The organism is Streptomyces sp. NPDC042201 (genome assembly GCF_055582185.1).
Genome location: NZ_JBVJDS010000011.1, coordinates 145,883 through 170,814 on the forward strand (window position 1 = coordinate 145,883; position 24,932 = coordinate 170,814).

Below are 24,932 nucleotides of genomic sequence, written 5' to 3' on the forward strand. Positions count from 1 at the left end.
GAACAATACCGCACTCCGGCCGGTGGTCACGAACCGCTTTCCGGGCATGGCGGGCTTGACCTCAAGCGTGGTTGACGTTGCACGGTGGAAGGTATGACGAAGACAGCGACGACCGCCGCACCGGGTTATCCGGAGCTGAACCGGCTGCTGGCCCTGATGACCGGGGACGAGAAGCACGGGCCCGCCGCGACCTCCACCCTGGACGCGTTGTGGGTGCTGTACGACCGGGTGCTGCGGGTGTCGCCCGAGAGCGCCGACGCGGCCGGGCGTGACCGCTTCCTGCTGTCCAAGGGGCATGGGCCCATGGCGTACTACGCCGTACTGGCCGCCAAGGGGTTCCTCTCCGAGGAGCTGCTGCCTGGCTTCGGTTCGTACGACTCGCCCCTCGGCCATCACCCCGACCGGACGCTGCTGCCAGGGGTGGAGATCGGCAGCGGCTCGCTCGGGCACGGGCTGCCGCTCGCCGTGGGCAGTGTGCTCGGACTCCGGGCGCAGGGGCTCACCGGCCCCCGGGTGTGGGTGCTGATCGGCGACGCCGAACTCGACGAGGGCAGCAATCATGAGGCCATCGCCTTCGCGGGCCCGGCGGGGCTCGAACAGCTCCACACCCTGGTGATCGACAACGCGTCCGCCAGCTACGGCTGGCCCGGTGGCATCGCCTCCCGGTTCGAGGCGGCCGGCTGGTCGGCCGAGACCGTCGATGGGCGGGACCACGAGGCGATGTACGCGGCGTTCACCGCGCCGCACACGGGACGGCCCCGTGCGGTCGTGGCCCGCGTCGAGCCGAAGTCCTGACCGCACAGCATCACGAGGGGTATTCCCATGGACACCATGCGCGACCGCTTCATTTCCACCACCTCCGCGCTGCTGGACGAGGATCCACGGCTCGCGGTCGTCCTCGCCGAGATCAGCCGGGACGGCTTCGAGGCAGCGCAGCGCCGCCATCCCGACCGGGTGATCAATGTCGGCATCCGCGAGCAGCTGCTCATCGGCGTGGGCGGCGGCATCGCCCTCACCGGGCTGCGCCCGATCGTGCACACCTTCGCCAGTTTTCTGGTCGAGCGGCCGTTCGAGCAGGTGAAACTGGACTTCGGCCACCAGGGCGTGGGCGGGGTGCTGGTGAGCGCGGGAGCGTCGTACGACTGGCCGGCGGGCGGCTTCACCCATATGGCGCCCGGTGATGTCGCGCTGCTGGACACGCTCGACGGATGGAACGTACATGTGCCGGGCCACCCCGACGAGGCCGAGGCGCTGCTGCGGCACGCCGCCGCCGGGGACGGTCGGGACTACGTGCGGCTCTCGCTGCAGAGCAACGAGCGGCCGCGGCCGGTGACCGGCGCCGGGTTTCTCACCGTGCGCGAGGGAAGCACGGCGGCCGGCGGGGTGGTGATCGCCGTCGGTCCGATGCTGGACAACGTCCTGGCCGCGACGGAGGGGCTGGACACGACGGTGCTGTACGCGACGACCGTGCGGCCCTTCGACGGGGCGGCGCTGCGCCGGGCCGTCACGGGCCGGGACACGGCGGATGTCGTGATCGTCGAGCCGTATCTCGCCGGGACCTCCACGGCCGCAGCGAACGAGGCCCTGGCCGCGACGCCGCACCGGGTGCTGGGGATCGGTGTGGGCCGGCGCGAGCTGCGCCGGTACGGCGAGATGGACGAGCACCTCGTCGCGCAGAGCCTCGACCCGAGGTCGCTGCACGAGCGGATCTCCGGATTCCTGACGCGCTGACTCCCGGCAGGCATCGCGGGGCGACAGGGGGGAACCTGGACGGGACGCATGATCCGCCCGAACCGGCCCCCGCGCCGGACCGGGTTCGACGCCCGACCAGGAACCGCGCCGGGTTCCGCGCCGGGTTCCGCGCCGGGTTCCGCGCCGGACCAGGCCCCCGCGGGACCGCGTTCCCCGGCCGCCGGATCCGTCCGGCGACCGGAGCCGTACAGGAGAGAGCCGTACAGGAGAGAAGGAGAGCCAGCCATGACCGCGAGCGGTGATCTGCTCATCGACGCCTTCGGCCGTATCCGCGAGACCGTCCACGAGGTGGTCGACGGCCTCACCCCCGACGAGCTGGCCGTCCGGCTCGACGACGGGGCGAACTCGATCGCCTGGCTCGTCTGGCATCTCAGCCGGGTCCAGGACGACCACATCGCCGACGCGGCCGGGACCGACGAGGTGTGGCTCTCGGAGGACTGGTCGAAGCGGTTCGAGCTGCCGTTCTCGCGCGGTGCGACCGGCTACGGCCACTCCCCCAAGGATGTGGCCGCGCTCGGCGGGATCTCGGCGGAGCTTCTCGCGGAGTACCACGACGCCGTCCACGACCGGACGGTGGAGTACATCCGCACCTTGAAGGCCGGGGACTTCGGCCATGTTGTCGACGGGAGCTGGACCCCTGCCGTCACCCTGGGCGTACGGCTCGTCAGCGTCATCTCCGACGACCTCCAGCACGTCGGGCAGGCGGCCTTCATCCGGGGTGTGCTGGAGCGGCGCTAGCCGACGCGGTCCCGGCCGCTGAAGCAGCGGTGACCGGAGCGGCCCCCGTCGCCGGGCGCCGCAGGTACGAGAGCAGCTGCCTGGCTGCCGGGCCGGTGCGCTGGTCCTCGGGGAGAGCGGCCGAGACCTCCCAGAGATGGTCCTCCGCGCCGGCCAGCGGCACGGTGCACAAGGCTGCCGCCTGCTCCTTGCGTGCGATCGGCCGGGGCACCACCGCGATGCCCAGACCATGGCCGACCAGCTCGATCAGGCTGTGCACATCGTTGACCTCCAGGGCGACCCGCCGTTCGGTACGGGCGGCGCCGAAGGCCCGGTCGGTGAGGCCGCGGGCGCCCCAGTCCTCGTGGAAGTCCACGAACACCTCGCCGCCCAGCTCGGCCCAGTCGGCCTTCGCCGCTCCTGCCAGTGGGTGATCGGGGTGACAGAGCAGCACCATCGGCTCACTGGCCAGCGGTACCAGCCGGACGCCCTCGGGTACGGCCCCGGCCAGGGCGACGAAGGCCAGGTCGAGCCGCCCGGCCGCCACGTCCTCCACGAGCGAGGCCGATCCCGCCTGCCGCAGCCGCACCTCGACCTCGGGGTGCTCGGCCCTGAACCGCGCGAGCAGGCCGGGGACGTGCACTCCGGTGACACACTGCTCGGTGCCCACCGCCAGCGTGCCGCGCAGCAGCCCCTGCACCGCCGCGACCGCCTCCTTGGCGGCCCGTACGCTCGCCAGCGCGCGGGACGCCTCCACGAGCAGGGCGCGGCCGGCGCTGGTCAGCTCCACTCTGCGGGTGGAGCGTACGAAGAGCCGGGCGCCCAGCTCACGCTCCAGGGCGCGCACGGATGCCGAGAGCCCCGACTGCGAGACCATCAGCCGCTGGGCGGCCCGGGTGAAGTGACGTTCCTCTGCGACGGCGACGAAGTACTCGAGATGCCGGAGTTCCATGACGAACAGCGTAATTGAGAAGCCCAGTCGCTCAATGCGTTCGTTTTCTTCTATTGGACGCACCGCCGGGCAGCGGCGAAGCTGGGGAGCGCCCGCCGGAACCGGCCGGGCACCGCAGCAGGAAGGGCGCACCACACCATGAAGACTCGCCGCATCGGGACCGTCGACGTCAGCGCGATCGGTCTGGGCGGTATGCCGATGTCGATCGAGGGGCGGCCGGACGAGTCCCGTTCCATCGCCACCATCCACGCGGCGCTGGACGCCGGGGTGACGCTGATCGACACGGCGGACGCCTACCACATGAACGCCCACGACGCCGGTCACAACGAGTCCCTGATCGCCAAGGCGCTGGCGTCCCACGACCGCGGCCCGGAGGTGCTGGTGGCCACCAAGGGCGGCCATGTGCGTCCCGGCGACGGCTCCTGGACGCTGGACGGCTCCGCCGGGCACCTCAAGGCGGCCTGTGAGGCGTCGCTCGGCCGGCTCGGCGTCGAGGCGATCGGGCTCTACCAGTTCCACCGTCCGGACCCGGAGGTGCCGTACGAGGAGTCCATCGGCGCCCTCCGCGATCTGCTCGACGAGGGCAAGATCCTGCAGGCCGGTATCTCCAACGCGGACCCGGAGCAGATCCGGCTGGCCAACGAGATCCTCGGCGGCCGGCTGGCCTCCGTACAGAACCAGTTCTCGCCGGCCTTCCGGTCCAGCGAGCCCGAGTTGGATCTGTGCGCGGAGCTGGGGATCGCCTTCCTGCCGTGGAGCCCGTTCGGCGGCATCAAGCACGCCGGTGAACTGGGCACCTCCTACTCCCCGTTCGCCCGGATCGCCGAGGCCCACGGCGTGAGCGCGCAGCGCGTCTGCCTCGCCTGGATGCTGGCCAAGTCGCCCACGGTGCTGCCGATCCCCGGCTCCAGCCGCCCGGAGACCATCCTCGACTCGGTCGCCGCGGCCGACCTCGTACTCGACGCCGCCGAGGTGGCGGAGCTGGACGCGGCCTGACGGCCCCCAGTCTCGGCCTGACGGCCCACAGAGCCGCGCCCCGACGGCCCACCGACATGACCGACCCGTCCCGGCGATGCGCCGGGGCGGGTCGGTCATGTGTACAGCTACAGCGTCAACTCCCTTACAACAGAGGGCCCTTCCGACCCATTGACCCCCTGTAACAGCTGAACCTACGCTGTGCGACGTACTCCAGAAAGCGCTTTCTAACCCGCAGCCGGCTCAACCAGCACCGGGAGCGCCCATGAGAACGTCCACGAGAACCACATCACCCTTACTTGTGATCACCGCCCTGCTGGCGCTCGTACTCGGGCTGGGGATGGCTTCGCCGCCCCGCGCCGACGCGGCGCCGTTCCGCGTTCTGGTCTTTTCCAAGGTCACCAACTTCGAACACGACTCGATTCCGGCCGGTATCAAGGCCGTTGAACAGCTCGGCAGTGAGAACGGATTCGAGGTCGAGACCGCCGCCGACGCCACAGCCTTCACCGAGGAGAATCTCGCCCGCTTCCAGGCGATCGTCTTCAACAACACCAACTCCACCCCGGAGAGCGGCGATCTGCTCAATGCCGAACAGCGCTCCGCCCTCCAGGCGTTCATCCGCGGGGGCGGCGGCTGGGTCGGTCTGCACGCCGCCTCCGCCAGCGAACGCGACTGGGACTGGTACGAGGGGCTGGTCGGCGCGATCTTCGACAAGCACCCCGCCGTCCAGACGGGCCGCGTGAAGGTACTCGACCAGTCGCACCCCTCCACCCAGGGCCTTCCCGAGCTCTGGGAACGTACGGAGGAGTGGTACAACTGGCGCACCAACCCGACCGGCAAGGTGCACACACTCGCCCAGATCAAGGTGAACGACGGGATCGACGGCCTGGACGAGGGTGTCGACCATCCGTGGTCCTGGTGCCAGAACTACGACGGCGGACGCTCCTGGTTCACCGCCGGCGGACACGACTCCTCCGCCTTCCAGGAGGACGCCTTCCGCAAGCATCTGCTCGGTGGCATCCAGTGGGCGGCGGGCAACAAGCCCGGCGACTGCACCGCGACCAAGACGGGCGCGTTCCAGCGCACCGCGCTGGCCACCAACGATCTCGCCGACCCCTTCGAACTGGCCGTCGCTCCGGACCGCCGGGTGTTCTTCATCCAGCGCACCGGCAAGCTCAAGGTCATCGATCAGGAGACACTCCAGGTCTCGACCGCGCTGGACTTCGCGTACACCCCGGAGATGACGAGCCAGTCCGACGGACTCCTCGGCCTGACGCTCGACCCGGACTTCGCGGAGAACAACTGGCTCTATCTGCTGAACTCCGACAAGACCGAGAAACAGCTCAATCTGTCGCGCTTCACCGTCACCGGAAACACCGTCGACCCGGCGTCCGAGAAGCGGCTGCTGACCGTCCCGACACTGCGGGGCGAGGGCCGGGCCAATTCGCACATGGCCGGCTCGATCACCTTCGACAAGAACGGCGATCTGTACGTCGCGACCGGCGACAACACCGATCCGTTCGCCTCCGACGGCTTCAACCCGATCGACGAGCGCGAGGGACGCCGCGCCTGGGACGCCCAGACAACGGCGGGCAACACGAACGATCTGCGCGGCAAGATTCTGCGGATCACCCCGGAGGACGACGGTACGTACTCCATCCCGGAGGGCAATCTCTTCGCGCCCGGCACCGAGAAGACCCGCCCCGAGGTCTACGCGATGGGGATGCGCAATCCGTTCCGTATCACCACCGATCCGCTGAGCGGGGCACTGCTGGTGGGCGACTACGGCCCCGACGCACGGGAAGCGGTGCCTAATCGGGGGCCCGAGGGCACCGTCGAGTACAACCGGATCACCGAGGCGGGAAACTTCGGCTGGCCGTACTGCACCGGCGCCAACACCCCCTTCAACGACTACGACTTCGCCACCGGAACCCCGGGAGCGAAGTTCGACTGCGCCGAGCCGGTCAACGACTCGCCGAACAACACCGGTCTGCGGGAGCTGCCGGCGGCCAAGCCCGCGACGGTCTGGTACGCCTACTCCGCCTCGCCCGAATTCCCCGAGCTGGGCACCGGGGGCGGCGGCCCGATGAGCGGTCCGGTCTACGACTACGACCCCACGAACGCCTATCCGTCCAAGTTCCCCGAGTACTTCGAAGGGAAGTGGCTCACCTACGAGCTGACCAGGACGTACTTCAAGGCCTTCTCGTTCCAGCAGAAGGACCAGACCTTCACGGATCCGCGCTTCGATCCGGTGAAGGCGGGTGATCTCCACTCCATCAACGGTGTCTTCGGCGACATGAAGTGGAATCAGCCGTTCGACGCCGACTTCGGACCCGACGGCGCGTTGTACGTCATCGACTTCGGGCTCGGCAGCGGTACCGGCCGGGGCGGCACCAACGAGGGCTCGGGCATCTACCGCATCGACTACGTCGCGGACGGCCGGCTGCCCGACGCGAAGGTGACGGCGGACCGGGACAGCGGCGCCGTACCGCTGACCGTGAAGTTCTCCAGCGAGGGATCCGGGCTGCCCGACGACAAGCCGGTGACCTACGCCTGGGACTTCGACGGGGACGGGACCACCGACTCCACGCAGGCCAATCCGTCCCATGTCTACCAGGACAAGGGGCGGTTCACGGCCGGGCTGACGGTCACCGGTCCCGGCGGACTGACCGCGCTCTCCGTCCAGGAGATCACCGTCGGCAACACCAGACCGGTCGTGACCATCCAACAGCCGCCTGACGGCGGGATGTTCAGCTTCGGTGACACCATCCCGTTCACCGTGAAGGTGAAGGACAGCGAGGACGGGAAGACCGGGACCGGCGGCGCGATCGACTGCTCGCGGGTGGTCGTACAGTCCCAGCTCGGCCATGACAGCCATCTGCATCCGCTGGACAACTACACAGGCTGCGCGGGTGAGATCGTCACCGACGCCGGGGACAGCCACGGCCCCGGCCAGAACCTCTACTACGGCGTCACCGCGCAGTACGAGGACAAGGGCGCGGACGGCGTGCCCGCCCTGACGGGCTCGTCCTCGCTCACGCTCCGTACGACGTTCCGCGAGGCCGAGCACCGCACCACCACCGGCGGCGCGCACGATGGAGCGGTGGTCGCCGACCGCGCCGACGCCTCCGGCGGCAAGCGGCTGACCGAGATCGAGGACGGCGACTGGATCGCGTTCGACCCGGTGCATCTCCGGGGTATCACCTCGGTCACGGTCGGCGCCGCCTCGGGCGGGCTCGGCGGGACCGTCGAGTTCCGCAACGGCTCGCCGACCGGACCGCTGCTGGGCACGGCGACCGTCCCGAACACGGGTGGCTGGGGCAATGTCGTCTCGCCCACCGTCCCGCTCAAGAGTCCGGGCGGCTCGGTGAAGCTGTACGCGGTCTTCACCAACCCCGGCTGGTCGGCGGAGAAGCCGGATCTCTTCGCGGTCGACTGGCTGCACTTCAACGGGCCCGGAGTCGAGAAGAAGCCGGCGACGAAGGTCTCGGTCAAGGCCGCGCCCGCCCCGGGGAACGCTCCGCTGGCCGTACGGCTCAGCAGCACGGTGAAGCCGGCGTCCGGGCGCACCGTCGCCTCGTACCACTGGGACTTCGGTGACAACTCCGCGGCCGCCGACGCGCAGGGCCCGGAGGCGAACCACACATACGCCAGGCCGGGCCCGTACACGGCCCATCTGACCGTCACCGACGACAAGGGTGACACGACGACCGGCGCTGTCCGGATCAACGCAGGCTGAGGGGAGAGCGAAGATGAGCGGCACCCGACGATCGTTCCTGGGCAGAGCCGTGGGTCTGGCCGCGCTCGGGATGGGCGCGGCGACGACCTCGGCGTACGCGAGCCCAGGCCCGGCGACGACACCGGTGAACGCGAACCCGGGCCCGGCCACCGCGAGCGCCACCGGCCGCTGCCGGCGGCGCATCCCGCCGTCCGGGATCGGCATGCACCTCTACACCATGCGTACCCCTCTCGCGACGGACTTCAGGGGGACGCTGGAGCGCCTGGCGGAGATTGGTTACGCGACGGTCGGCGTCAGCGGCAGGCATGGCCACAGCGCCACGGACATCCGGCGGATGCTGGACGAGACCCGGCTCAGGGCGGTGCTCGAACATGTCGCCTACACCACGGTCGCCGGCAGCGGTCTGCCGCAGGCGATCGAGGACGTCGCGACGCTGGGCGGAAAGTGGGTCGTGGTGCCGAGCCTGCCGGTGGAGATGCACTCACCGGCCGGATACCGGGAAGCGGCGCGGCAGTTCAACACGGCGGGGCGCGTCGCCAGGCAGTCCGGGCTCAAGGTCCTCTTCCACAATCACGACGGTGACCACGAGGTGGTCGACGGCGAGAATCTGTACGGCATCCTGCTCAAGGAGACCGATCCGGAGCTGGTCGGCTTCGAACTGGACGTGTACTGGGCGGCGAAGGGCGGGGACGATCCGCGGCACCTCTTCGTACAGCACCCCGGCCGCTTCCCGGCGCTGCATGTGAAGGACATGGCGCCGAACGGGGACTTCGAGGATGTCGGCTCGGGTGTCCTGGACTTCCCGGCGATGTTCGACACGGCGCGCAGCGGAGGCGTACGGCAGTGGCTGGTGGAGCATGACGCGCCGGCCGATCCGTTCGCGACGGCGCTGAACAGCTACCGGTATCTGTCGGGGCTGCGCTACTGAGGTGACGGTTCCCGGCCGCCGCTCCGGGGCGGCGGCCGGGAACCGCCGGCCCGGAACTCCCTTACGGTCAGGGCATGTTCTTGTAGAAGAAGGTGGTCGGGCGGAGCGTCCCTCCGGGGTCCGCCGCGTGGCCGGGGACCACGCCGACCGCTGTCCAGCCCGCCGAGCGGTACAGCGCCTCGGCGGGACTCCCGGTCTCGGTGTCGAGCAGCAGCAGGGTCACCCCCGCCGCGGCCGCCGCCTCTTCCCCGGCGCTGAGCAGCGTCCGGCCGAGGCCCTGGCCGCGGGCGTCGCGGTGGACCATCAGCTTGACGATCTCGGCGCGATGGCGGGCGTTGGGCTTGTCCACGAACGCCACGCCGACCGTGCCGGTGATGCGGTCGCCGTCCTGGAAGACCCGTACGGACAGCCGTCCCTCCCGTACGGCAGGGGCCTGCGCCCGCCACCAGGCCGCTGCGGACGCCCGGTCGAGCGAGCTCAGAAACCCGATCGAGGCGCCGCCGGCCACGGTATCGAGCAGGAGATCGGCAAGGTCTTCCGCGGCGCAGAGCAGTTCGCCGGCGGACAGCGGCACCACGGCGCGGCTCATGACTGGACCACCACGACCGCGTACCTGACCGGCTCAGGACCCGGGCAGCGGAACCGGGTGGGGCCCCACAGGCGCATCCGCAGACAGTCCCCCGCGTACAGGGTGTGCTGCTCACGCCCCACCGTGAACTCGACCGACCCTTCGAGCACCCAGATGTGCTGCTCCATGCCCGGTACGGGAGGCCGCTCGTACGACACGTCCGCGCCCGCCCGCAACGTGCCTTCGACCACTTCCGCGCGCAGGCCCGGCTGCGGCGGCGAGACGGAGCGGCGCACGAAACCGGAGGCGGTGTCCTTCCATACGGTCTGGGCGGCCGCCCTGACCAGCTGGGCGGGCTCCGCCTCCACCTCGCTGAGCAGCTGCGACATGGTCCGCCCGTACTCCGCGCACAACCGGCCGAGCAGCGACGCGGTGGGGCTGATCTCCCCGCGCTCCGCCCGCGACAGCGTCGAGCGGCTCACGCCACTGCGCCGGGCCAGCTCCTCCAGCGACCAGCCGCGCTCGCCCCGCAGTTCGGCGAGGCGCGCGGCGAGCAGCACGTCGACGGGGTCGAGGGCGCCCTCGGGATCCTCTCTCATATCTGAGATCTTATCCCACATTCGGGACATGCTTTTCGGCCGCCGGACTTCTGGTCGGCGGCCGGCGCGGACCTCGGGTCGGCGGCCGGCCGGGCGTCAGTCCTGTGCGGAGGCCGCGCCCAGCAGACCTCTGATACGGGCGGCGGCCTCACGGAATTCAGGCCGCCCGAGCGTCTCCGTATAGTCGCGCTCGGCGGGCAGCCCCACCTCGATGATCTCGCTGATCGTGCCGGGCCGCGGGCTCATCACCACCACCCGGTCGGCCAGATAGACCGCCTCCGAGATCGAGTGGGTCACCAGCACCACGGTGGTGCCGGTCTCGCGCCAGATCCGGTTCAGCTCCCTGTTCATCTGTTCGCGGGTGAGGGCGTCGAGCGCGCCGAACGGCTCGTCCATCAGCAGGACGGGCGGCTTGTGCAGCAGCGCCCGGCAGAGCGCGACCCGCTGCTGCATACCGCCGGACAGCTCATGCGGATAGGCGTCCTCGAAGCCGGTGAGACCGGTCATCGCGATCAGTTCGTCCGCGCGCTCACGCGCCTGCCCGGCCGGCATGCGGCGCATCTCCGCCTGCAGCAGGATGTTGCGCCGGGCGGTACGCCACTCCAGCAGCGCCGCCCGCTGGAAGACGTATCCGATGTCGTGACGCGGCCCGTCGACCCGTTCGCCGTGCAGCCGTACGGCCCCCGAGGACGCCTTGAGGAGCCCCGCGACCAGCTTGAGGAGGGTCGACTTGCCGCAGCCCGAGGGGCCGACGACGGCCACGAACTCCCCCATCGCCACATCGAGCGAGACCTGCTGGAGAGCGGTGACATCACGGTTCTTCGTACGGAACCGGACGGCCACGTCCTCAAGACCGACCGCCGCCGAGCCCTGCGCCGGTGTGCCCTTCGCCGCCGCGCCCTGCGCCGGTGCGCTGTCCTTGGTCACGGCGGGCTCCCGGAGCGTCGTATCCCTGGCCATCGTCATCCCTTCAGCGCCGTGCCGCTGTCCCAGTACTCCGAGACCGCCTTGGGGCTCTTCACGAGCCCGGCCTCGGCAAAGACATCGATGGTCCGCTGCCAGTCGTCCTCGGTGTTGACGCCGGGGGCCTCGCCCCGTGTCGCGTCGGTGTGCAGCAGCGTGATCGTCGTCCTGAACTGCTCCGACAGGACGCTCTCGGGCGGCAGTTGCTCCGACGCGCCTTCCATCGCGGCGACCGCCGGCTCCGGCGCCTTCTCGGCAGCCGCCCAGGACTCGCTGACGGCCCGCACCATGCGCCCGGCCAGCTCGCTCCTGCCGGACAGGATCTTCTGACCCGCGATCAGACCGTTGGAGTAGAAGTTGAGTCCGTGCTCCGAGAAGCGCAGATACGACACCTTCTTCTTGGCCTTGTCCTGCATGGTCGGGCCCTGGTCGCTGGCGTAGCCGAGCAGCGCGTCCGTCTTCCCGGAGATCACCGCGGCGATCTTGCCCGCCGGATCGGTGTTCTGGATCTTGACGTCCGACTCCTTCAGTCCGTTCTTCTGGAGGAAGATCGGGAAGGTCTTGGTGAGCGCGTCACCGGCCGTGCCCGCGATGGTCCTGCCCTTGAGATCGGCGGGTGTGTTGACGTTCGCGCTCTCGAAGAACTGCACGGACGAGGGCGTGGTCTGCAGGAAGACGCCGAGGCTCTTCACCGTGACGCCCTGGTCCACCCCGCTGAGGACGGCGGGCGTGTCGGCCCAGCCGAAGTCGGTCTGTCCCGCGGCGGTCGCCTGCACGGTCTTCTGCGAGCCCTGGCCCGCCCGGATCGTGAGGTCGATGCCGTGCTTCTCGAAGATCTTCTGCTGCTTGCCGTAGTAGAACGGCGCGTGTTCGCCGTACGGATACCAGTTGAGCGTCAGCGTCACCTTGTCGAGCTTCTTGCCGGAGTCGCTGGTGGTGGTCTCCGAGCCGCCCTCACCACAGGCCGTGGCAAGCAGGAGCAGGGGTACGAGGCCGATCAGGAATCTGCGCGCGGACATGGCTGGCCCTTCCCGGACGGGGTCGAGTCGGTCAGTACGAGGTGGTGACGTGGGTGTCCCGGCGGCTGGCGTGCCAGGGCAGCAGCAGCTTCTCGGCGATCTCGACCAGGACGAAGAGGACGACGCCGATCAGTGACATGACGAGCAGTCCCGCGAAGAGCATCGGGGTGTCGAGGTTGCCGTTCGCCTGGAGGATCACATAGCCCAGCCCCTCGTTGGCGCCGACGAATTCGCCGACGACCGCGCCGGTGACCGCGAGCGTCACGGCGACCTTGAGACCGGAGAAGAGATGCGGCAGCGAGGCGGGGAAGCGGATCTTGGCGAAGGTCTGCCAGGGCTTCGCGCCCATGGTCGCGGAGAGCTGGAGCATCTCGGGGTCGACCGCCTTCAGCCCGGTGACCATCGAGATCACCACAGGGAAGAAGGCGATGAGCACGGCGATCAGGATCTTCGGTGTGATGCCGAAGCCGAGCCAGACCACGAACAGCGGCGCAATGGCGATCTTCGGGACGACCTGGGCGAACAGCAGAATGGGATAGAGCGTCTTCTCGACGGTCGAGGAGTACACCATCACCACCGCCGCGAGCACCCCCACCGCGACGGCGATCACAAAGCCGAGCAGCGTCTCATAGGTCGTCACCCAGGTGTGCTGCCAGAGGTAACTGGCCTTGCCCGTCAGCACATCGAGCGTCGCGCCGGGCGAGGGGACGAGATACGGCTCCACCAGCTCGGCCGCGGCGATGATCCACCAGAGGGCGAAACAGGCGACCAGCAGGGCGACCGGGCGCCAGCCCGCCTCGACCGCGCGGGTGAGCCTCTCCCCCGCTCCTGGCCTGTTCCGTTCGGCGACTCCCGCCACTTCCCCGGCCGGTGCCGGCATGACGCTCTGGCTCACAGTGAACTCCTCGGCGGTCCGGGCAGTTATAAGAGCAGTGCTCCCCTACAAGCGCTTTCAGAAAGCGCTTTCTGGTAGGGTGATCGCCACGCTAATGACTGCCCGTCCGTACGGTCAATAGGTCGTCCCGAAGTTTCGGGTCCGCCACGGACCCTGCCGCCGCCGCGACCCCGGGGGTCGAGTTGAGTGAACGGGAAACACAGGCCCATGTGACGCTGGACGCCGTCGCCCGCCGCGCGGGCGTCTCCCTGGCGACCGCGTCCAGAGCGCTGAACGGCACCGCACGCGTCCGCGAGGAGCTGCGTCAACGGGTGCGCGCGGCGGCCGATCTGCTCGGCTACATCCCCAACGCCCACGCGCAGGCGCTCGCCAGCGCCTCCAGCAACACCGTCGGTGTCATCTGCCACGATGTCGGCGACCCCTACTTCGCCGCGATAGCGGGCGGGGTGATGCGGGCCGCCGCCGAGCAGGATGTGCTGGTCATGCTCGCCAGCACCTTCCGGGAGCCGGCCAGGGAGATCGCCTATGTCTCCATGCTCCGCGCGCAGCGGGCCCGCGCCATCCTGCTGATCGGCTCCGGCTTCCAGAATCCCTCCTGGGAGCGGAAGTTGGGCGCCGAGCTCGCGCCGTACGTCCGCGCCGGCGGCCGGGTCGCCGTCGTCAGCCGGCACCGCGGCCTGCGCGCCGACGCCGTACTGCCCGAGAACCGCGCCGGGGCCACGGCGCTCGCCCGCGCCCTGCTGGCTCTGGGGCACAGGGAGTTCGGCGTGCTCAGCGGGCCTGCCCAACTGACCACGGTCGCCGACCGGTTGGCCGGATTCCGGGCGGGACTCACGGAATCCGGGATCGTCCTCGGTCCCGGATCCGTCGTGCACGGCGCCTTCACCCGCGAGGGGGGCTATGCGGCCGCCCGAGAACTGCTCGCCGGGCCGGCCCGCCCCACCTGTGTCTTCGCGGTCACCGATGTGATGGCGGTGGGCGCGCTGGCCGCGTTCCGGGAGGCGGGCGTACGGATCCCCGAGGACCTCTCCCTCGCGGGCTTCGACGACATCCCCCTCGTACAGGAGCTGACTCCCCCGCTCACGACCGTCGCCCTGCCGCTCACCGCCATGGGGCAGAGCGTGATCTCCCTCGCGCTGCGTGAGCCGCGCGGCACGCGCTCCCGGGTGCTGCGGGTCGGCGGCGAGGTCGTCCTGCGGGCCAGCACCGCGCCGCCACCGGCCAATCCCCCTGCTTTTGCGCGGTATTGAGGTCACGTCAGATACCGCGGCTTGCGACCAGGATCTTCAGTGCGGTGGGGAAAGTCTCAGAGCTGTCGTCGTAGACCATCGAGCACTGCCTCCAGCAGGAAACGGTCGGTGGGGCTTTCGAAGCTGTCGGGCGGCCGGGCGGTGATCGCCCCGCAGTCGACCAGATCGGAGAGCAGGACTTTGGCGACCGTCGAGGGAAGCCTCAGCTGCGCCGCGATCTCCGCGACCGAGGTCGGCCCCTGGCAGAGGCCGACGGCCTGGGCATGCTCCGGGCCGAGATGTTCCTGGGGCACCGCTCCCGTCGACATCACCAGCGTCAGCGGATCCAGTGCCGTCGTCGGCCGGGTCCGGCCTCCGCTCGCGGTGTACGGGCGGAGGAGCCGGCCGGCCGCCTCGTCGAGCAACGGCGCGTCCGTCGCGATCGGCACGGTCAGAGCCCCACGGGGCTGGGTACCGAGCCGGCCACTTGTCTGAGGGGGCTGACCACGTACGGCCGTACGCCCCTGACCAGCGTCGCCATCTCGTAGCCGAGGACCGCGACGTCCGCCTCCCGCTCGGCCAGCACGGCGAGACAGGTGCCCAGGCCCGCCGCGGAGACGAACAGCAGCGTGGTGTCCAGTTCCACCACGACCTGACGGACCTCCCCGCCTTCCCCGTGGTCCCCGCCCTCGCCGAAGCGCACCCCGGCGCCGCGGCCCAGGCAGTACAGGCCGGAGGCGAGGGCGGCCAGGTGGTCGGCGCTGTCGGGGTCCATGCCGTGTGCGGACCGCACCAGGCCGTCGGAGGAGAGCAGCACCGCGCTACGGGTGTACGGGACGCGCTGGACCAGACCGCTCAACAGCCGTTCGAGGTCCGGGACATGACCGGTCGGCTCATCGCTCGCCATGGTGCATCCGTTCCTTGGGGGTGGTGTCGTGGCGCTGCGATTCCGGCTGCTCCGGAAGCGGCTCCGCCAGGGGGTCCGCCGGGCGGTCCGTCATCGGGTCCGCAGGGCGGTCCGTCAGGGGGGCCGCCCGTGGGACGGCGGCCGCCACGGCGGACTGTGGTTCGGCGGACTGTGGTTCCGGCTGTCCCGCCGCCCGCGGGACAGGCTGGGACTCGGCGAGGCCGATGCCCCGCTGGAAGGCGGCCATCAGACCGGGGTCGTGGAGGGTCGGCTCGTCGGAGGGGCGGGGCGGGGGCATGTCCCGCGGCTGCGGGACCAGATGCTCCTGGCCGCGACGCTTGGGCAGTTGGGGCCGGCTCATGATGCCGCGGACCGTGCCGTCCTTGGCGAGGGCGGGGCGGTCGGCGTACTCCACTCGGGCAGCTGGGACAGGGCCGGCAGCTCCGGCGACGGGCGGCAGCACCTGGCTGTTCCGGTCCGCCGCCCGGTCGGAGCCGAGGAGCGCCTGCGGCAGGATCAGCACGGCCTGGACACCGCCGTAGATGTTGGACTGCAGACGCACCGCGATACCGTGCCTGCGCGCCAGCGCCGACGCCACGAAGAGGCCGATCCGTCCGTCCCCCAGCAGCTGCGCGACATTGACCTGGTCCGGGTCGGCGAGCAGGCCGTTCATCCTCTTCTGCTCGCCGAGCGGCATCCCGGGACCACGGTCCTCCACCTCGATGGCGATACCGGCCGCCACCTGCTGCGCCCGCAGCAGCACCTGGGTGTGCGGGGCCGAGAACAGCGTGGCGTTCTCGAGGAGTTCGGCCAGCAGATGGACGACATCGGCGACGGCGTGGCCGCGCAGGGTGCCGTCGATCGGCGGTACGAGCTTGATTCGCGGGTACTGCTCGACCTCGGCGACGGCGGAGCGCAGGACGTCGATGATGAGGACCGGCTCGCTCCACTGGCGGCGCGAGACCGCCCCGCCGAGGACAGCGAGGTTCTCCGCGTGCCTGCGGACGCGGGTCGCCAGATGGTCCACGTGGAAGAGGCCCTTGAGCAGGTCCGGGTCCTCCACCTCGTTCTCCAGCGCGTCGAGCAGCTGGATCTCGCGGTGGGCAAGGGACTGGAGCCGGCGGGCCAGATTGACGAAGACCTCCATCTTCTGTTCGTTGCCGACGCTGCTGGACAGCCGGGAAGCCCGCACCACCGCGCCGACGGCCGATTCCTGGGACCGGCCCAGTTCCTCTGCCAGAAGGTCGAATTCGTCCCCGTCGAGGGCTGCCGGCGGAGTGGGCGTACGGCGCGCGGGCACCCGTTCGCCCCGCCTGAGCTGCTCGACCACCGCCCGCAGGTCGGCCTGTCCGCGCGCGCTGGAGCGGCGCAGCGCGTTGCATCGGTCGAGGACGGACTTGGCGGTACGGTCCGCGCCCAGAGCGGCCGCGGCGACGGCGGCGAAGGCGAGCAGCGCCGTGCCGACGAGGGCGAGCCAGATCCCGGCGGTCGGTTCCGTCGCGGTGGAGCGGAGGACGAACACCACGGCGGCCGCGCCGCTCAGCGCGGCCACTATCGCCGGCAGGACCGCGGCGCGCAGGAGTTGAGGGCGTATCCGGGCGTCCAGCGGGGTCGGCGTGTCCGCCCTGTCCGTCGACGGCAGCGAGCGGGTGCCCGGCCGGCCGTGCCGTCCGCCCTCACGGCGCTCCGGCCGGACAGGTGCGCGAAGTTGAGACATCAGTGTCCTCGGTCGTGGGGCCCCAGGAATCGGCAGGGTGCTGGTGTCAGCGGTGGCGCGACGGGAGGACCGGCGCAAGCCGTGGGAACCCTCCGTTCATCACCGAGCACACACAGTAGTTGTCTCGCGTTCGGATGCGGAGCTCAGTTGGGAAACTTGCCCACAGAGCATCCCGCTCTGGTATGAGGCTTCGTACATCAGCGCGAAATGCCTCAATCGGTCGGGGACTTGGGCCGGGCTCGGGGCCGTACGGTCGCCCCACGCGACCGGCACCCGATGCCCGGCAGCCGATTGCCCTGCTACGCGGACGGGAGGATCACCGAACGGGTGAGGTGGCGCGGGCGGTCCGGGTCGAGGCCGCGCTTGTCCGCCAGGGCGAGGGCGAGCCGCTGGATCCGTACCAGCTCGGCCAGCGGGTCGAGGCGACCGGCCACCCACAGTCCGCCGGTCGCCAGGACCTGTTCACCGAGGCCCTCCGGAGCGGGCCCGAGCGCCCAGGTCACCGTTCCCTCCGTCGTGATGCTGATCGGACCGTGGCGGTACTCCATCGCGGGGTACGCCTCGGTCCAGGACAGGGACGCCTCGCGCATCTTGAGCGCGCCCTCCTCCGCGAGACCGACGGTCCAGCCCCGGCCGAGGAAGGTGAACTGGGTGCATTCGGTTACGCCCTCGGGAAGCGGATCCGCGAGGGCCTTCTCCGCGTCCGCGACCGCGGCATCGGTGTGCAGTCCGAGGTGGGCGCGGAGCAGGGTGAGGGCCGTGGTGGCGAAGCGCGTCTGGACGACGGACCGTTCGTCGGCGAAGTCCAGCACGACCAGATCGTCGGCGGCCGACCGCACCGGGGTGGCCGGGTCGGCGGTGATCGCGGTCGTCCTGGTCCCGCCCCGGACGTCCGCAAGCAGTCGCAGCACCTCGGTGGTCGTACCGGAACGGGTCAGCGCCACGACCCGGTCGTAGCGGCGCCTGGCGGGGAACTCGGAGGCGGCGAAAGCATCGGTCTCCCCCAGTCCCGCGCCTTCCCGGAGCGAGGCGTAGGCACGGGCCATGAACAGCGAAGTGCCACAGCCGACGACGGCCGTACGCTCCCCGGGCTCGGGCAGTGCGCCGCGCAGCCCTTCAGCCAGCGTCGCCGCCCGGCGCCAGCACTCGGGCTGAGTGGCCAGTTCGGTCCCCACATGCGTCATGTGCGTCTCCGCTCCCCAGAAACAGTATGATTTTTTCTGCATGGTAGATGACGTTTTCGATCACTAACAAGCAATCACCACGCAGCGTGCGCGCAGACGCACCCGCACAGCGAAGGGGACGCGGTGAATCGTCACGAACGGCACACGGCCTTGCTGGAACTGCTGACCGAGCGTCATCAGCTGGAGGTCGAGGCCGTCGCCGCGGAGCTGTCAGTGTCGGTGGCGACCGTCCGCCGCGACCTCGACCACCTCGCCGAGCAGCAGTTGCTGACCCGCACCCGGGGCGGGGCGGTGGCGCACTCCGTCTCGTACGACCTGCCCCTGCGCTACAAGGCGGTGCGGCACGCTCAGGAGAAGGAGCGGATCGCACGGGCCGCGGCGGCGATGGTCGGGCGGGGCATGGTGATCGGGCTGAACGGCGGCACGACGACCTCGGAGGTGGCCAGGGCCATCGCGACCCGCTCCGATCTGGCGGGCATGGCCACGGAACCGGCGGTCACGATCGTCACCAACGCGCTGAACATCGCCCACGAGCTCGCGGTCCGCCCGCACATCAAGATCGTGACCACGGGCGGGGTCGCGATGCCCCAGTCGTACGAACTCGTCGGACCGCTGGCCCGGCACATCCTGGGCGAGGTCAGCCTGGACATCGCCTTCCTCGGTGTGGACGCGGTCGACGCGGAGTCGGGCGCCGGCGCGCACAGCGAGCATGAAGCGAGCATCAACGCCCTGCTCGCCGAGCGGGCACAGAACCTGGTGGTAGTGGCAGACAGCTCAAAACTCACCGCCCGCGCCTTCGCCCGTATCTGCCCGACGGAGAGCATCGGAACCCTGATCACAGACTCCGGCGCACCGGAGCAGGCCGCGCCGTTCAAGGAGCGCGGAGTAACTGTCCTCCAGGTCTGACAATCTCCGGTGCCCGAGCCCAGAGGAGGGTTCCAGGGACGATGACGGAGCCCCGCGGCGCGTGCCACAGATCCGCTCCGGGCCGGCCACCCCTCCGTTAAGGGGCGCGGACTCGTCCGCGTCCGGCGCGGCATGGGAGGCGTAGGCGCTGACGGAGGAGACGTAGGTCCAGTGCCTGGCCCTGCCGCCCGGTGCGGCGTGCGCCTCGCGAACGAAGCCTGGCTGCCATGACACCTCGACGACCGCATCCCATTCGCCGTCGAGCAGTGGTTCGTGCGCAGCAGGATCGCGCTGGTCGCTCCGCTCCTGACAGAGAAGCTCCACGGAGCGAAGGCATCACCAGTAACAACTCGGCGTGTGTATGCAGGATTCCCGGTCGCGCTGTGACATTCCCCCAACCCTTCGCGCCTTCCCGCCACGCGTATCACCTGCGCATACTCCAGGACCGTCGCGTCTTGAACCGTTGACGGGCGACGGTCGATCAGATGGAGCTGATGGAATAGATGACGTCACACATGGTCTCTGCGACAGTCGCCGGTACGTGGATGCTCGGTGACCTCACGGTCAACCGGATTGGTTTCGGCGCCATGCGCTTGACCGGCAGTGCTGCCTTTAACCAAGGCACTCCCAGCGACCGCGGCCAGGCGATTGGCGTACTGCGCCGCGCAGTTGAACTCGGCGTCAACCACATCGACACCGCGGCCTTCTACTTCTCCCGGCTACGCTCCGCCAACGAACTGATCAACGCGGCGCTGTCACCGTATCCGGACGATCTCGTCATCGTCACCAAGGTCGGCCCGGCTAGGGATGCCGGCGGCGAGTGGGTCACCCCGGCGCGGCCCGACCAACTGCGCGGCCAGGTCGAGGAGAATCTGCGTCAGCTCGGCCGCGACCACCTCGACGTGGTCAACCTGCGCCTCATGGGGCAGGAATCCATCAGCGAGCACTTCGGCGCTCTCGCCGAGCTGCGCGCCGCGGGGCTCGTCCGTCACCTCGGTATCTCTGACGCCCGCCCGGAGCACCTGGCCCAGGCGCAGGAGATCGCACCGGTGGTGTGCGTCCAGAACCCCTACGGCATCGCCGCGCCCGGCGGCGACGAGATGCTCCGGGAATGCGCGGCGCACGGCATCGCGTTCGTGCCCTTCTTCTCCATCGCCGGGGAGGGACGCGAGGCCGGAGCCGTCCGGGCCGAGCACGACCAGGTCGACGCCGTGGCCCGCGCGCACGGCGTCTCGTCCGCCCAGGTCCGCCTGGCCTGGACCCTGCAGCAAGGCGCCCACGTGCTGGCCATCCCCGGGACGGGCAACCCGGAACACCTCGTCGACAACGTGGCAGCGGGCGCGCTCCGACTTACGGTGGAAGAACTCCAGCTACTCGATTCGACCGGCCGCCCCGCATCCTGATGCCGGCCACATCAACCGTGCTCAAGCACGCTCCGTAAGCCGAAGCCGCACGTGATCGAGGAGGCAGGGGCTAGGGAGGCAGGGGCTAGGAGGAGGACGCGGTCTCGGCTGTCTTTTCGGTGCCGGCGTCCGTGTCGGTGGGGTCCGGGACCGCCAGGGCGGGGGCCACCGGCCAGCCGCCCGGGGGTGTGGCCGCGACGGAGCGCCACCAGGGGGCGGTGGGCACGTCGTCCGTGGTGGGTTCGAAGGGCTGGCCCGGGCGCGGCAGTGCGATCCCCGCGCCCGCTTCGGCGGCGGCCGCGACCGTGCCCTCGCCGGGTTCGGCCCACGGGTGCGGGGCGAGGTTGAAGGTGCCCCAGTGGATCGGCAGCATCACGCCCGACGGCCGGTCGCCCTGGAGATCGAGATGGGCGCGCATGCCTTCGGCCGGGGTCATATGAATATCGGGCCAGTACTCGCTGTACGCGCCGATCTGGATCATGGTGGCGTCGAAGGGGCCGTGCTCGGCGCCGATGTCACGGAAGCCGGGGAAGTAGCCGGTGTCCCCGCTGTGGTAGATCCGGTGCTCAGGGCCCGCCACGGCCCAGGACGCCCAGAGCGTGTGCTGCTGATTGCGCAGGCCACGGCCGCAGAAGTGGCGCGCGGGGGTGGCGGTGAGCCGGATGCCGGCGATCTCGGTGGACTCGTTCCAGTCCAGTTCCCGCAGCCGGGACGCGGGCACGCCCCAGCGCTCCAGGTGGGCGCCGACGCCGAGCGGCACCGCGAAGACCGTGTCCGTGGAGACCAGGGCGCGGATCGTGGGAAGGTCGAGGTGGTCGTAGTGGTCGTGGGAGATCACGACCACATCGACGGGACCGAGCGAGGCGAGCGGTACGGGCACGGGGTGCAGCCGCTTCGGGCCCACGAAGGCGAAGGGCGAACAACGCTCACCCCATACGGGGTCGAAGAGCACACGCCGGCCGTCGATCTCGGCGAGGACGCTCGAATGCCCCATCCAGGTGAGCCGCAGGCCGGACGGCGGAGGCGCCGCGAGGTCCGCGAGGGTGGTGGAGTGCACAGGGATGGTGCCGACCGGGGCCCGCCGCGCCCGTGCTTCCTTCTGGAAGTAGACCTTCGCGAACTCCAGGCCCGAGCCGGACGGTCTGGTCCTGGCCCCCACCGGGTTCTGGAACACCCCGTCGACGAAGTTCGGCGAGCGGTGGATCCGCTCCAGCCTCTCCCCTGCCGAGTCGGCCCCGAAGGCCGCGGACCGCAGCGAGCGCAGCCGGGCGCGCAACGAAAGGGGGGAACCAGCGCCTGTCACAGCACCTCCTGGAGGTTCGGTGTCGTCCTCATTATGGCCGGGGACGTAGATCGGTGCGGGTCGAGCCGGCCGAAGCACCACCCGCCGCTGTGTCCAAGCACCATCCACCCCCCTCGTACGACCGTGCAACATCGCCCATGCCCCCGGGATTCCCGGGTACGCCCCATCCGCCGGACCGGTCTCTTTGACAGGGGCGGTCACGGTCTCGATACTGAACGACGGTTCAGTTGGTCATTCGATCATATGTACGTCGACGCGACGACGGGTCGTCGCCCCCTGGAGGCCCCCATGTCCGAGTCCGCGATGACCGGCGGCGAGGCGCTGGTGCGCGCGCTCGCCGTCCACGGCACCCGTACGGCCTTCGGTATCCCCGGGACGCACAACCTGGAGATCTACCGCCATCTCGACCGCTACCGGATCGCTCACGTGACGCCCCGTCATGAGCAGGGGGCCGGATACGCCGCCGACGCCTATGCCCGGGTCAGCGGTTACCCCGGTGTCGCGATCACGACGACCGGTCCCGCCCTGCTGAACATCGCCGCCGCCGTCGGCCAGGCCTACTCGGACAGCGTGCCGCTGCTCGTCGTCTCCCCCGGGATGCCGCTGCGGCATCCGCGGCTGTCCACCGGGCTGCTGCACGAGACGCGCTCTCAGACCGAGGCGATGCGGGGCGTCGCCGCCTTCAGCCACCGGGTGTCGTCGGTCGAGGAGATCGGCGCGGCGGTGGCGCGGGCGTTCACCCTGTTCGGTACGGAGCGGCCGCGGCCCGTACACATCGAGATCCCGCTCGACCTGCTGGAGGCGGCCGAGCCGGTGGGTGACGTACAGCTCCGGCCGCCGTATGTGCCCACGGTGCCCCATGCCGCTGTGGTCCGGGAGGCCGCGGACACCCTGCGCGCGGCGCGGCGGCCGGCGCTCGTCCTGGGTGGCGGCGCACGGCGGGCCGCCGCCGAGTGCCTGGCGCTCGCGGAGGAGCTGGGCGCCCCGGTGATCACCACGGCCAACGGCAAGGGCATCGTCGCCGAGACGCACCCGCTGTCGCTGGGCGTCTCGCTGCACAGCCCCGCCGTACAGCGGTGGCTGGCGGACCGCGACGCGGTCGTCGCCGTCGGCACCGAACTCGCCGAATCGGACCTGTGGTCGGCCGGGCCGCCCACGCTGAACGGCACGCTGGTACGGGTCGACCTCGACCCGGCGCAGATGTACGGAGGGCTCCAGGCCGGGCATCCGCTGGTCGGGGACGCCTCCGCCGCGCTGCGGGCGCTGCTCGCCGCCTGCCGGCAGCACGGCCCCGGGGCCGAGTCCGGTCCGGGGCGCGACGACGCGGCGCGTACCGACGTCGTACGGCTCCGGGGGCGGCGGGACGCGGAGACGGCCGGGCGGGACGCCCGCTGGGTGCCCTTCCTGCATGCCGTACGGTCCGTGCTGGACGCCGACGCGATCATCACCTCCGACAGCGCGCAGTGCTGCTACTACGGCGCTCTCCCGCATCTGCCCGTCGGCCCGGAGGGCAGATTCCTCCACCCGACCGGCTTCGGCACCCTGGGCTACGCGCTGCCCGCCGCGATCGGCGCGAAGACCGCGGTCCCGGGGCGGCAGGTGGTCGCCCTGAGCGGGGACGGCGGCTTCCAGTTCTCCGTCCAGGAACTGGCCACCGCCGTGCAGTCGCGGCTTTCCTTGCCCGTCGTGGTGTTCGACAACGGCGGTTACGGCGAGATCCGGGACGAGATGGCCGCACGCGGCGACGCTCCGGTCGCCGTCGACCTCGCCCCCGTCGATCTGCCCGCGCTCGCCCGTGCCTATGGAGGGCGAGGTGAGCGCGCGGACACCCCGGCGGCGCTGGCGGACGCCCTCACCCGGGCGCTGGCCGCCCCCGTACCCACCGTGATCACCGTCCCCGAGGAGACCACCCGATGACGACGAACACCCCCAGGACGGGGACGGCGACGGCGACCGGGGCTGAAACCGGGACCGGGTCCGGAACAACCGTGACCGCTCCGCTGATCTCGCTCACCTGGACGGACCACATCACCGGCCGGCAGGGCTTCCTGGTCGTGGACCGGCTGGTCCGCGGGGTCGCCAGTGGCGGTCTGCGGATGCGTGAGGGCTGCACCCTGGACGAGGTGACCGGCCTCGCCCGCGGGATGACCATGAAGGAGGCCCTGCACTTCGACGCGGAGGACCCGACGGTTCGTTATGTCCCCCTCGGCGGCGCCAAGGGCGGCATCGACTGCGATCCCCGCGACCCCGGTGCGTACGGCGTGCTGGTCCGCTTTCTGCGCGCCACGCGGCCGTACATCGAACACTTCTGGACCACCGGCGAGGACCTGGGCCTCACCCAGGACCTCGTGGACAGCGCCGCCGTCGAGGCCGGTCTCGTCTCGACCGTCCAGGCGATCCATCCGCTGCTGGACGACGAGGAGGAGGCGCGCCGGCGCCTCGCCGACGCCTTCGCCGTGGAGGTCGACGGCATCGGTCTCGATGAACTGGTCGGCGGCTGCGGGGTCGCCGAGTCGGTACTCGCCACGCTCGACCGGGCGGGGACGGCGTACGAGGGGACGCGGGTCTCCGTCCAGGGGCTCGGCACCATGGGCGGCGCCACCGCGCGCTTCCTGTCCCGGGCCGGGCTGAAGATCGTCGCCGTGGCCGATGTCCGGGGGACCATCACCCATCCGGACGGCCTGGACGTCGAAGCGCTTCTCGCCGCCCGCGACGCGTACGGCACGGTGGACCGCTCGGCGCTGCGGCCCGAGGACCGGGAAGGGCCCGGCGACGCGTGGCTGTCCGTCGACGCGGAAGTGCTGGTGCCCGCGGCTGTCTCGTACGCCATCGATGCCGGCAACCAGGCCCGGATCAAGGCCCGTTGGATCGTCGAAGCGGCGAACATGCCGGTGCTGGCCGAGGCCGAGGAGCTGCTGGCGCGGCGCGGGATCACGGTGCTGCCCGACGTCGTGGTCAACTCCGGTACGAACGCCTGGTGGTGGTGGACCCTCTTCGGCGATATCGGCCCGGACGCGGACGAGGCGTTCGCCCATACCCGCCGGGCGATGCGCGGGCTGATCGACCGGATGCTGGAGCGCGCCGACGCGGACGATACGACTCCGCGCGCCGCCGCGCACGCCATCGTCGCCGACCGGCTGCCGGTCATCGCCCTGCGGTACGGCCGGTACCGCTGA

Annotated in this window: 22 protein-coding genes and 1 pseudogene; 11 read left to right on the forward strand and 12 right to left on the reverse strand. The window is 70.7% G+C overall.

Annotated features, from left to right (window positions below):
* Positions 1-93: 93 nt before the first annotated feature.
* The 3 genes from ACZ6MZ_RS25760 to ACZ6MZ_RS25770 all read left to right on the forward strand — a co-directional run bounded on the left by ACZ6MZ_RS25760 (position 94) and on the right by ACZ6MZ_RS25770 (position 2,490).
* Entirely contained in the window at positions 94-795 is a 702-nt protein-coding gene (locus ACZ6MZ_RS25760) for a transketolase (protein WP_469354561.1), read from the forward strand.
* 27 nt (positions 796-822) lie between these two features.
* Positions 823-1,731: a transketolase family protein gene (locus ACZ6MZ_RS25765; RefSeq protein WP_469354563.1), complete on the forward strand. Its 909-nt coding sequence runs from the start codon at positions 823-825 to the stop codon at positions 1,729-1,731.
* A 246-nt stretch (positions 1,732-1,977) separates the two neighbouring features.
* Positions 1,978-2,490, forward strand: coding sequence for a mycothiol transferase (locus ACZ6MZ_RS25770; RefSeq protein ID WP_386875905.1), 513 nt, complete (start codon positions 1,978-1,980; stop codon positions 2,488-2,490).
* Here the strand turns inward: ACZ6MZ_RS25770 and ACZ6MZ_RS25775 are convergent.
* Positions 2,462-3,421 carry a LysR family transcriptional regulator gene (locus ACZ6MZ_RS25775; RefSeq protein WP_469354565.1) on the reverse strand — a complete coding sequence of 320 codons (960 nt, stop codon included), beginning with the start codon at positions 3,419-3,421 and terminating at the stop codon, positions 2,462-2,464. The two genes, ACZ6MZ_RS25770 and ACZ6MZ_RS25775, sit on opposite strands and share 29 nt — an antisense overlap.
* Positions 3,422-3,559: 138 nt before the next feature.
* On the opposite strand from ACZ6MZ_RS25775, the gene ACZ6MZ_RS25780 reads away from it, so the two are divergent.
* From ACZ6MZ_RS25780 to ACZ6MZ_RS25790, 3 genes are all read left to right on the forward strand, one after another.
* Positions 3,560-4,417, forward strand: a complete 858-nt coding sequence (locus ACZ6MZ_RS25780; RefSeq protein WP_469354567.1) for an aldo/keto reductase — start codon at positions 3,560-3,562, stop codon at positions 4,415-4,417.
* Between the two features lie 244 nt (positions 4,418-4,661).
* Positions 4,662-8,135 carry a ThuA domain-containing protein gene (locus ACZ6MZ_RS25785; protein WP_469354568.1) on the forward strand — a complete coding sequence of 1,158 codons (3,474 nt, stop codon included), beginning with the start codon at positions 4,662-4,664 and terminating at the stop codon, positions 8,133-8,135.
* A 13-nt stretch (positions 8,136-8,148) separates the two neighbouring features.
* Positions 8,149-9,063, forward strand: coding sequence for a sugar phosphate isomerase/epimerase family protein (locus ACZ6MZ_RS25790; protein WP_469354570.1), 915 nt, complete (start codon positions 8,149-8,151; stop codon positions 9,061-9,063).
* A 67-nt stretch (positions 9,064-9,130) separates the two neighbouring features.
* On the opposite strand, the gene ACZ6MZ_RS25795 is transcribed toward ACZ6MZ_RS25790, so the two are convergent.
* From ACZ6MZ_RS25795 to ACZ6MZ_RS25815, 5 genes are all read right to left on the reverse strand, one after another.
* Positions 9,131-9,652 carry a GNAT family N-acetyltransferase gene (locus ACZ6MZ_RS25795; RefSeq protein ID WP_469354572.1) on the reverse strand — a complete coding sequence of 174 codons (522 nt, stop codon included), beginning with the start codon at positions 9,650-9,652 and terminating at the stop codon, positions 9,131-9,133.
* A complete protein-coding gene (locus ACZ6MZ_RS25800; protein WP_469354574.1) occupies positions 9,649-10,230 on the reverse strand; it encodes a helix-turn-helix domain-containing protein in 582 nt (193 codons plus the stop codon). The genes ACZ6MZ_RS25795 and ACZ6MZ_RS25800 overlap by 4 nt, the downstream gene beginning before the upstream one ends.
* Before the next feature lie 96 nt (positions 10,231-10,326).
* Entirely contained in the window at positions 10,327-11,190 is an 864-nt protein-coding gene (locus tag ACZ6MZ_RS25805) for an ABC transporter ATP-binding protein (RefSeq protein ID WP_469354576.1), read from the reverse strand.
* A 2-nt stretch (positions 11,191-11,192) separates the two neighbouring features.
* Positions 11,193-12,212: an ABC transporter substrate-binding protein gene (locus tag ACZ6MZ_RS25810; protein WP_386875920.1), complete on the reverse strand. Its 1,020-nt coding sequence runs from the start codon at positions 12,210-12,212 to the stop codon at positions 11,193-11,195.
* A gap of 31 nt (positions 12,213-12,243) precedes the next feature.
* Positions 12,244-13,092 (reverse strand): ABC transporter permease, encoded by an 849-nt coding sequence (locus ACZ6MZ_RS25815; protein ID WP_389790820.1) that lies wholly within the window; start codon positions 13,090-13,092, stop codon positions 12,244-12,246.
* 224 nt (positions 13,093-13,316) lie between these two features.
* On the opposite strand from ACZ6MZ_RS25815, the gene ACZ6MZ_RS25820 reads away from it, so the two are divergent.
* Positions 13,317-14,357, forward strand: coding sequence for a LacI family DNA-binding transcriptional regulator (locus tag ACZ6MZ_RS25820; RefSeq protein ID WP_469354759.1), 1,041 nt, complete (start codon positions 13,317-13,319; stop codon positions 14,355-14,357).
* A 56-nt stretch (positions 14,358-14,413) separates the two neighbouring features.
* Here the strand turns inward: ACZ6MZ_RS25820 and ACZ6MZ_RS25825 are convergent, their stop codons facing one another.
* The 4 genes from ACZ6MZ_RS25825 to ACZ6MZ_RS25840 all read right to left on the reverse strand — a co-directional run bounded on the left by ACZ6MZ_RS25825 (position 14,414) and on the right by ACZ6MZ_RS25840 (position 18,144).
* Positions 14,414-14,785 carry a DUF742 domain-containing protein gene (locus tag ACZ6MZ_RS25825; protein ID WP_389790790.1) on the reverse strand — a complete coding sequence of 124 codons (372 nt, stop codon included), beginning with the start codon at positions 14,783-14,785 and terminating at the stop codon, positions 14,414-14,416.
* Between the two features lie 2 nt (positions 14,786-14,787).
* A complete protein-coding gene (locus ACZ6MZ_RS25830; RefSeq protein WP_469354579.1) occupies positions 14,788-15,243 on the reverse strand; it encodes a roadblock/LC7 domain-containing protein in 456 nt (151 codons plus the stop codon).
* Positions 15,230-16,960: a sensor histidine kinase gene (locus tag ACZ6MZ_RS25835; protein WP_469354581.1), complete on the reverse strand. Its 1,731-nt coding sequence runs from the start codon at positions 16,958-16,960 to the stop codon at positions 15,230-15,232. The genes ACZ6MZ_RS25830 and ACZ6MZ_RS25835 overlap by 14 nt, the downstream gene beginning before the upstream one ends.
* Before the next feature lie 299 nt (positions 16,961-17,259).
* The gene (locus ACZ6MZ_RS25840) at positions 17,260-18,144 is read right to left on the reverse strand and encodes an SIS domain-containing protein (protein ID WP_469354583.1); all 885 of its coding nucleotides are present in this window, start codon (positions 18,142-18,144) and stop codon (positions 17,260-17,262) included.
* Positions 18,145-18,267: 123 nt separating this feature from the next.
* On the opposite strand from ACZ6MZ_RS25840, the gene ACZ6MZ_RS25845 reads away from it, so the two are divergent.
* Complete coding sequence (locus tag ACZ6MZ_RS25845; protein ID WP_469354585.1) at positions 18,268-19,050, forward strand: DeoR/GlpR family DNA-binding transcription regulator; 783 nt, start codon at positions 18,268-18,270, stop codon at positions 19,048-19,050.
* A gap of 99 nt (positions 19,051-19,149) precedes the next feature.
* Here the strand turns inward: ACZ6MZ_RS25845 and ACZ6MZ_RS25850 are convergent.
* Positions 19,150-19,350 (reverse strand): annotated as a pseudogene (locus ACZ6MZ_RS25850) (oxidoreductase); the annotation flags it as partial.
* A 203-nt stretch (positions 19,351-19,553) separates the two neighbouring features.
* On the opposite strand from ACZ6MZ_RS25850, the gene ACZ6MZ_RS25855 reads away from it, so the two are divergent.
* Positions 19,554-20,453, forward strand: a complete 900-nt coding sequence (locus tag ACZ6MZ_RS25855; protein ID WP_469354587.1) for an oxidoreductase — start codon at positions 19,554-19,556, stop codon at positions 20,451-20,453.
* Between the two features lie 85 nt (positions 20,454-20,538).
* Here ACZ6MZ_RS25855 and ACZ6MZ_RS25860 read toward each other — a convergent pair whose 3' ends face one another.
* Positions 20,539-21,756, reverse strand: a complete 1,218-nt coding sequence (locus ACZ6MZ_RS25860) for an MBL fold metallo-hydrolase (protein ID WP_384191120.1) — start codon at positions 21,754-21,756, stop codon at positions 20,539-20,541.
* Between the two features lie 288 nt (positions 21,757-22,044).
* On the opposite strand from ACZ6MZ_RS25860, the gene ACZ6MZ_RS25865 reads away from it, so the two are divergent.
* Positions 22,045-23,673: a 5-guanidino-2-oxopentanoate decarboxylase gene (locus ACZ6MZ_RS25865; protein ID WP_469354589.1), complete on the forward strand. Its 1,629-nt coding sequence runs from the start codon at positions 22,045-22,047 to the stop codon at positions 23,671-23,673.
* 71 nt (positions 23,674-23,744) lie between these two features.
* On the forward strand, positions 23,745-24,932 hold the full coding sequence (locus ACZ6MZ_RS25870; protein WP_469354761.1) for a Glu/Leu/Phe/Val dehydrogenase dimerization domain-containing protein: 1,188 nt from the start codon (positions 23,745-23,747) through the stop codon (positions 24,930-24,932).

Bases quoted from the DNA above. Each gene is read 5' to 3' on its own strand.
- ACZ6MZ_RS25760 (WP_469354561.1), top strand. From the start codon at position 94: ATGACGAAGACAGCGACGACCGCCGCACCGGGTTATCCGGAGCTGAAC.
- ACZ6MZ_RS25765 (WP_469354563.1), top strand. From the start codon at position 823: ATGGACACCATGCGCGACCGCTTCATTTCCACCACCTCCGCGCTGCTG.
- ACZ6MZ_RS25770 (WP_386875905.1), top strand. From the start codon at position 1,978: ATGACCGCGAGCGGTGATCTGCTCATCGACGCCTTCGGCCGTATCCGC.
- ACZ6MZ_RS25775 (WP_469354565.1), bottom strand. From the start codon at position 3,421: ATGGAACTCCGGCATCTCGAGTACTTCGTCGCCGTCGCAGAGGAACGT.
- ACZ6MZ_RS25780 (WP_469354567.1), top strand. From the start codon at position 3,560: ATGAAGACTCGCCGCATCGGGACCGTCGACGTCAGCGCGATCGGTCTG.
- ACZ6MZ_RS25785 (WP_469354568.1), top strand. From the start codon at position 4,662: ATGAGAACGTCCACGAGAACCACATCACCCTTACTTGTGATCACCGCC.
- ACZ6MZ_RS25790 (WP_469354570.1), top strand. From the start codon at position 8,149: ATGAGCGGCACCCGACGATCGTTCCTGGGCAGAGCCGTGGGTCTGGCC.
- ACZ6MZ_RS25795 (WP_469354572.1), bottom strand. From the start codon at position 9,652: ATGAGCCGCGCCGTGGTGCCGCTGTCCGCCGGCGAACTGCTCTGCGCC.
- ACZ6MZ_RS25800 (WP_469354574.1), bottom strand. From the start codon at position 10,230: ATGAGAGAGGATCCCGAGGGCGCCCTCGACCCCGTCGACGTGCTGCTC.
- ACZ6MZ_RS25805 (WP_469354576.1), bottom strand. From the start codon at position 11,190: ATGGCCAGGGATACGACGCTCCGGGAGCCCGCCGTGACCAAGGACAGC.
- ACZ6MZ_RS25810 (WP_386875920.1), bottom strand. From the start codon at position 12,212: ATGTCCGCGCGCAGATTCCTGATCGGCCTCGTACCCCTGCTCCTGCTT.
- ACZ6MZ_RS25815 (WP_389790820.1), bottom strand. From the start codon at position 13,092: ATGCCGGCACCGGCCGGGGAAGTGGCGGGAGTCGCCGAACGGAACAGG.
- ACZ6MZ_RS25830 (WP_469354579.1), bottom strand. From the start codon at position 15,243: ATGGCGAGCGATGAGCCGACCGGTCATGTCCCGGACCTCGAACGGCTG.
- ACZ6MZ_RS25835 (WP_469354581.1), bottom strand. From the start codon at position 16,960: ATGTCTCAACTTCGCGCACCTGTCCGGCCGGAGCGCCGTGAGGGCGGA.
- ACZ6MZ_RS25840 (WP_469354583.1), bottom strand. From the start codon at position 18,144: ATGACGCATGTGGGGACCGAACTGGCCACTCAGCCCGAGTGCTGGCGC.
- ACZ6MZ_RS25855 (WP_469354587.1), top strand. From the start codon at position 19,554: ATGACGTCACACATGGTCTCTGCGACAGTCGCCGGTACGTGGATGCTC.
- ACZ6MZ_RS25865 (WP_469354589.1), top strand. From the start codon at position 22,045: ATGTCCGAGTCCGCGATGACCGGCGGCGAGGCGCTGGTGCGCGCGCTC.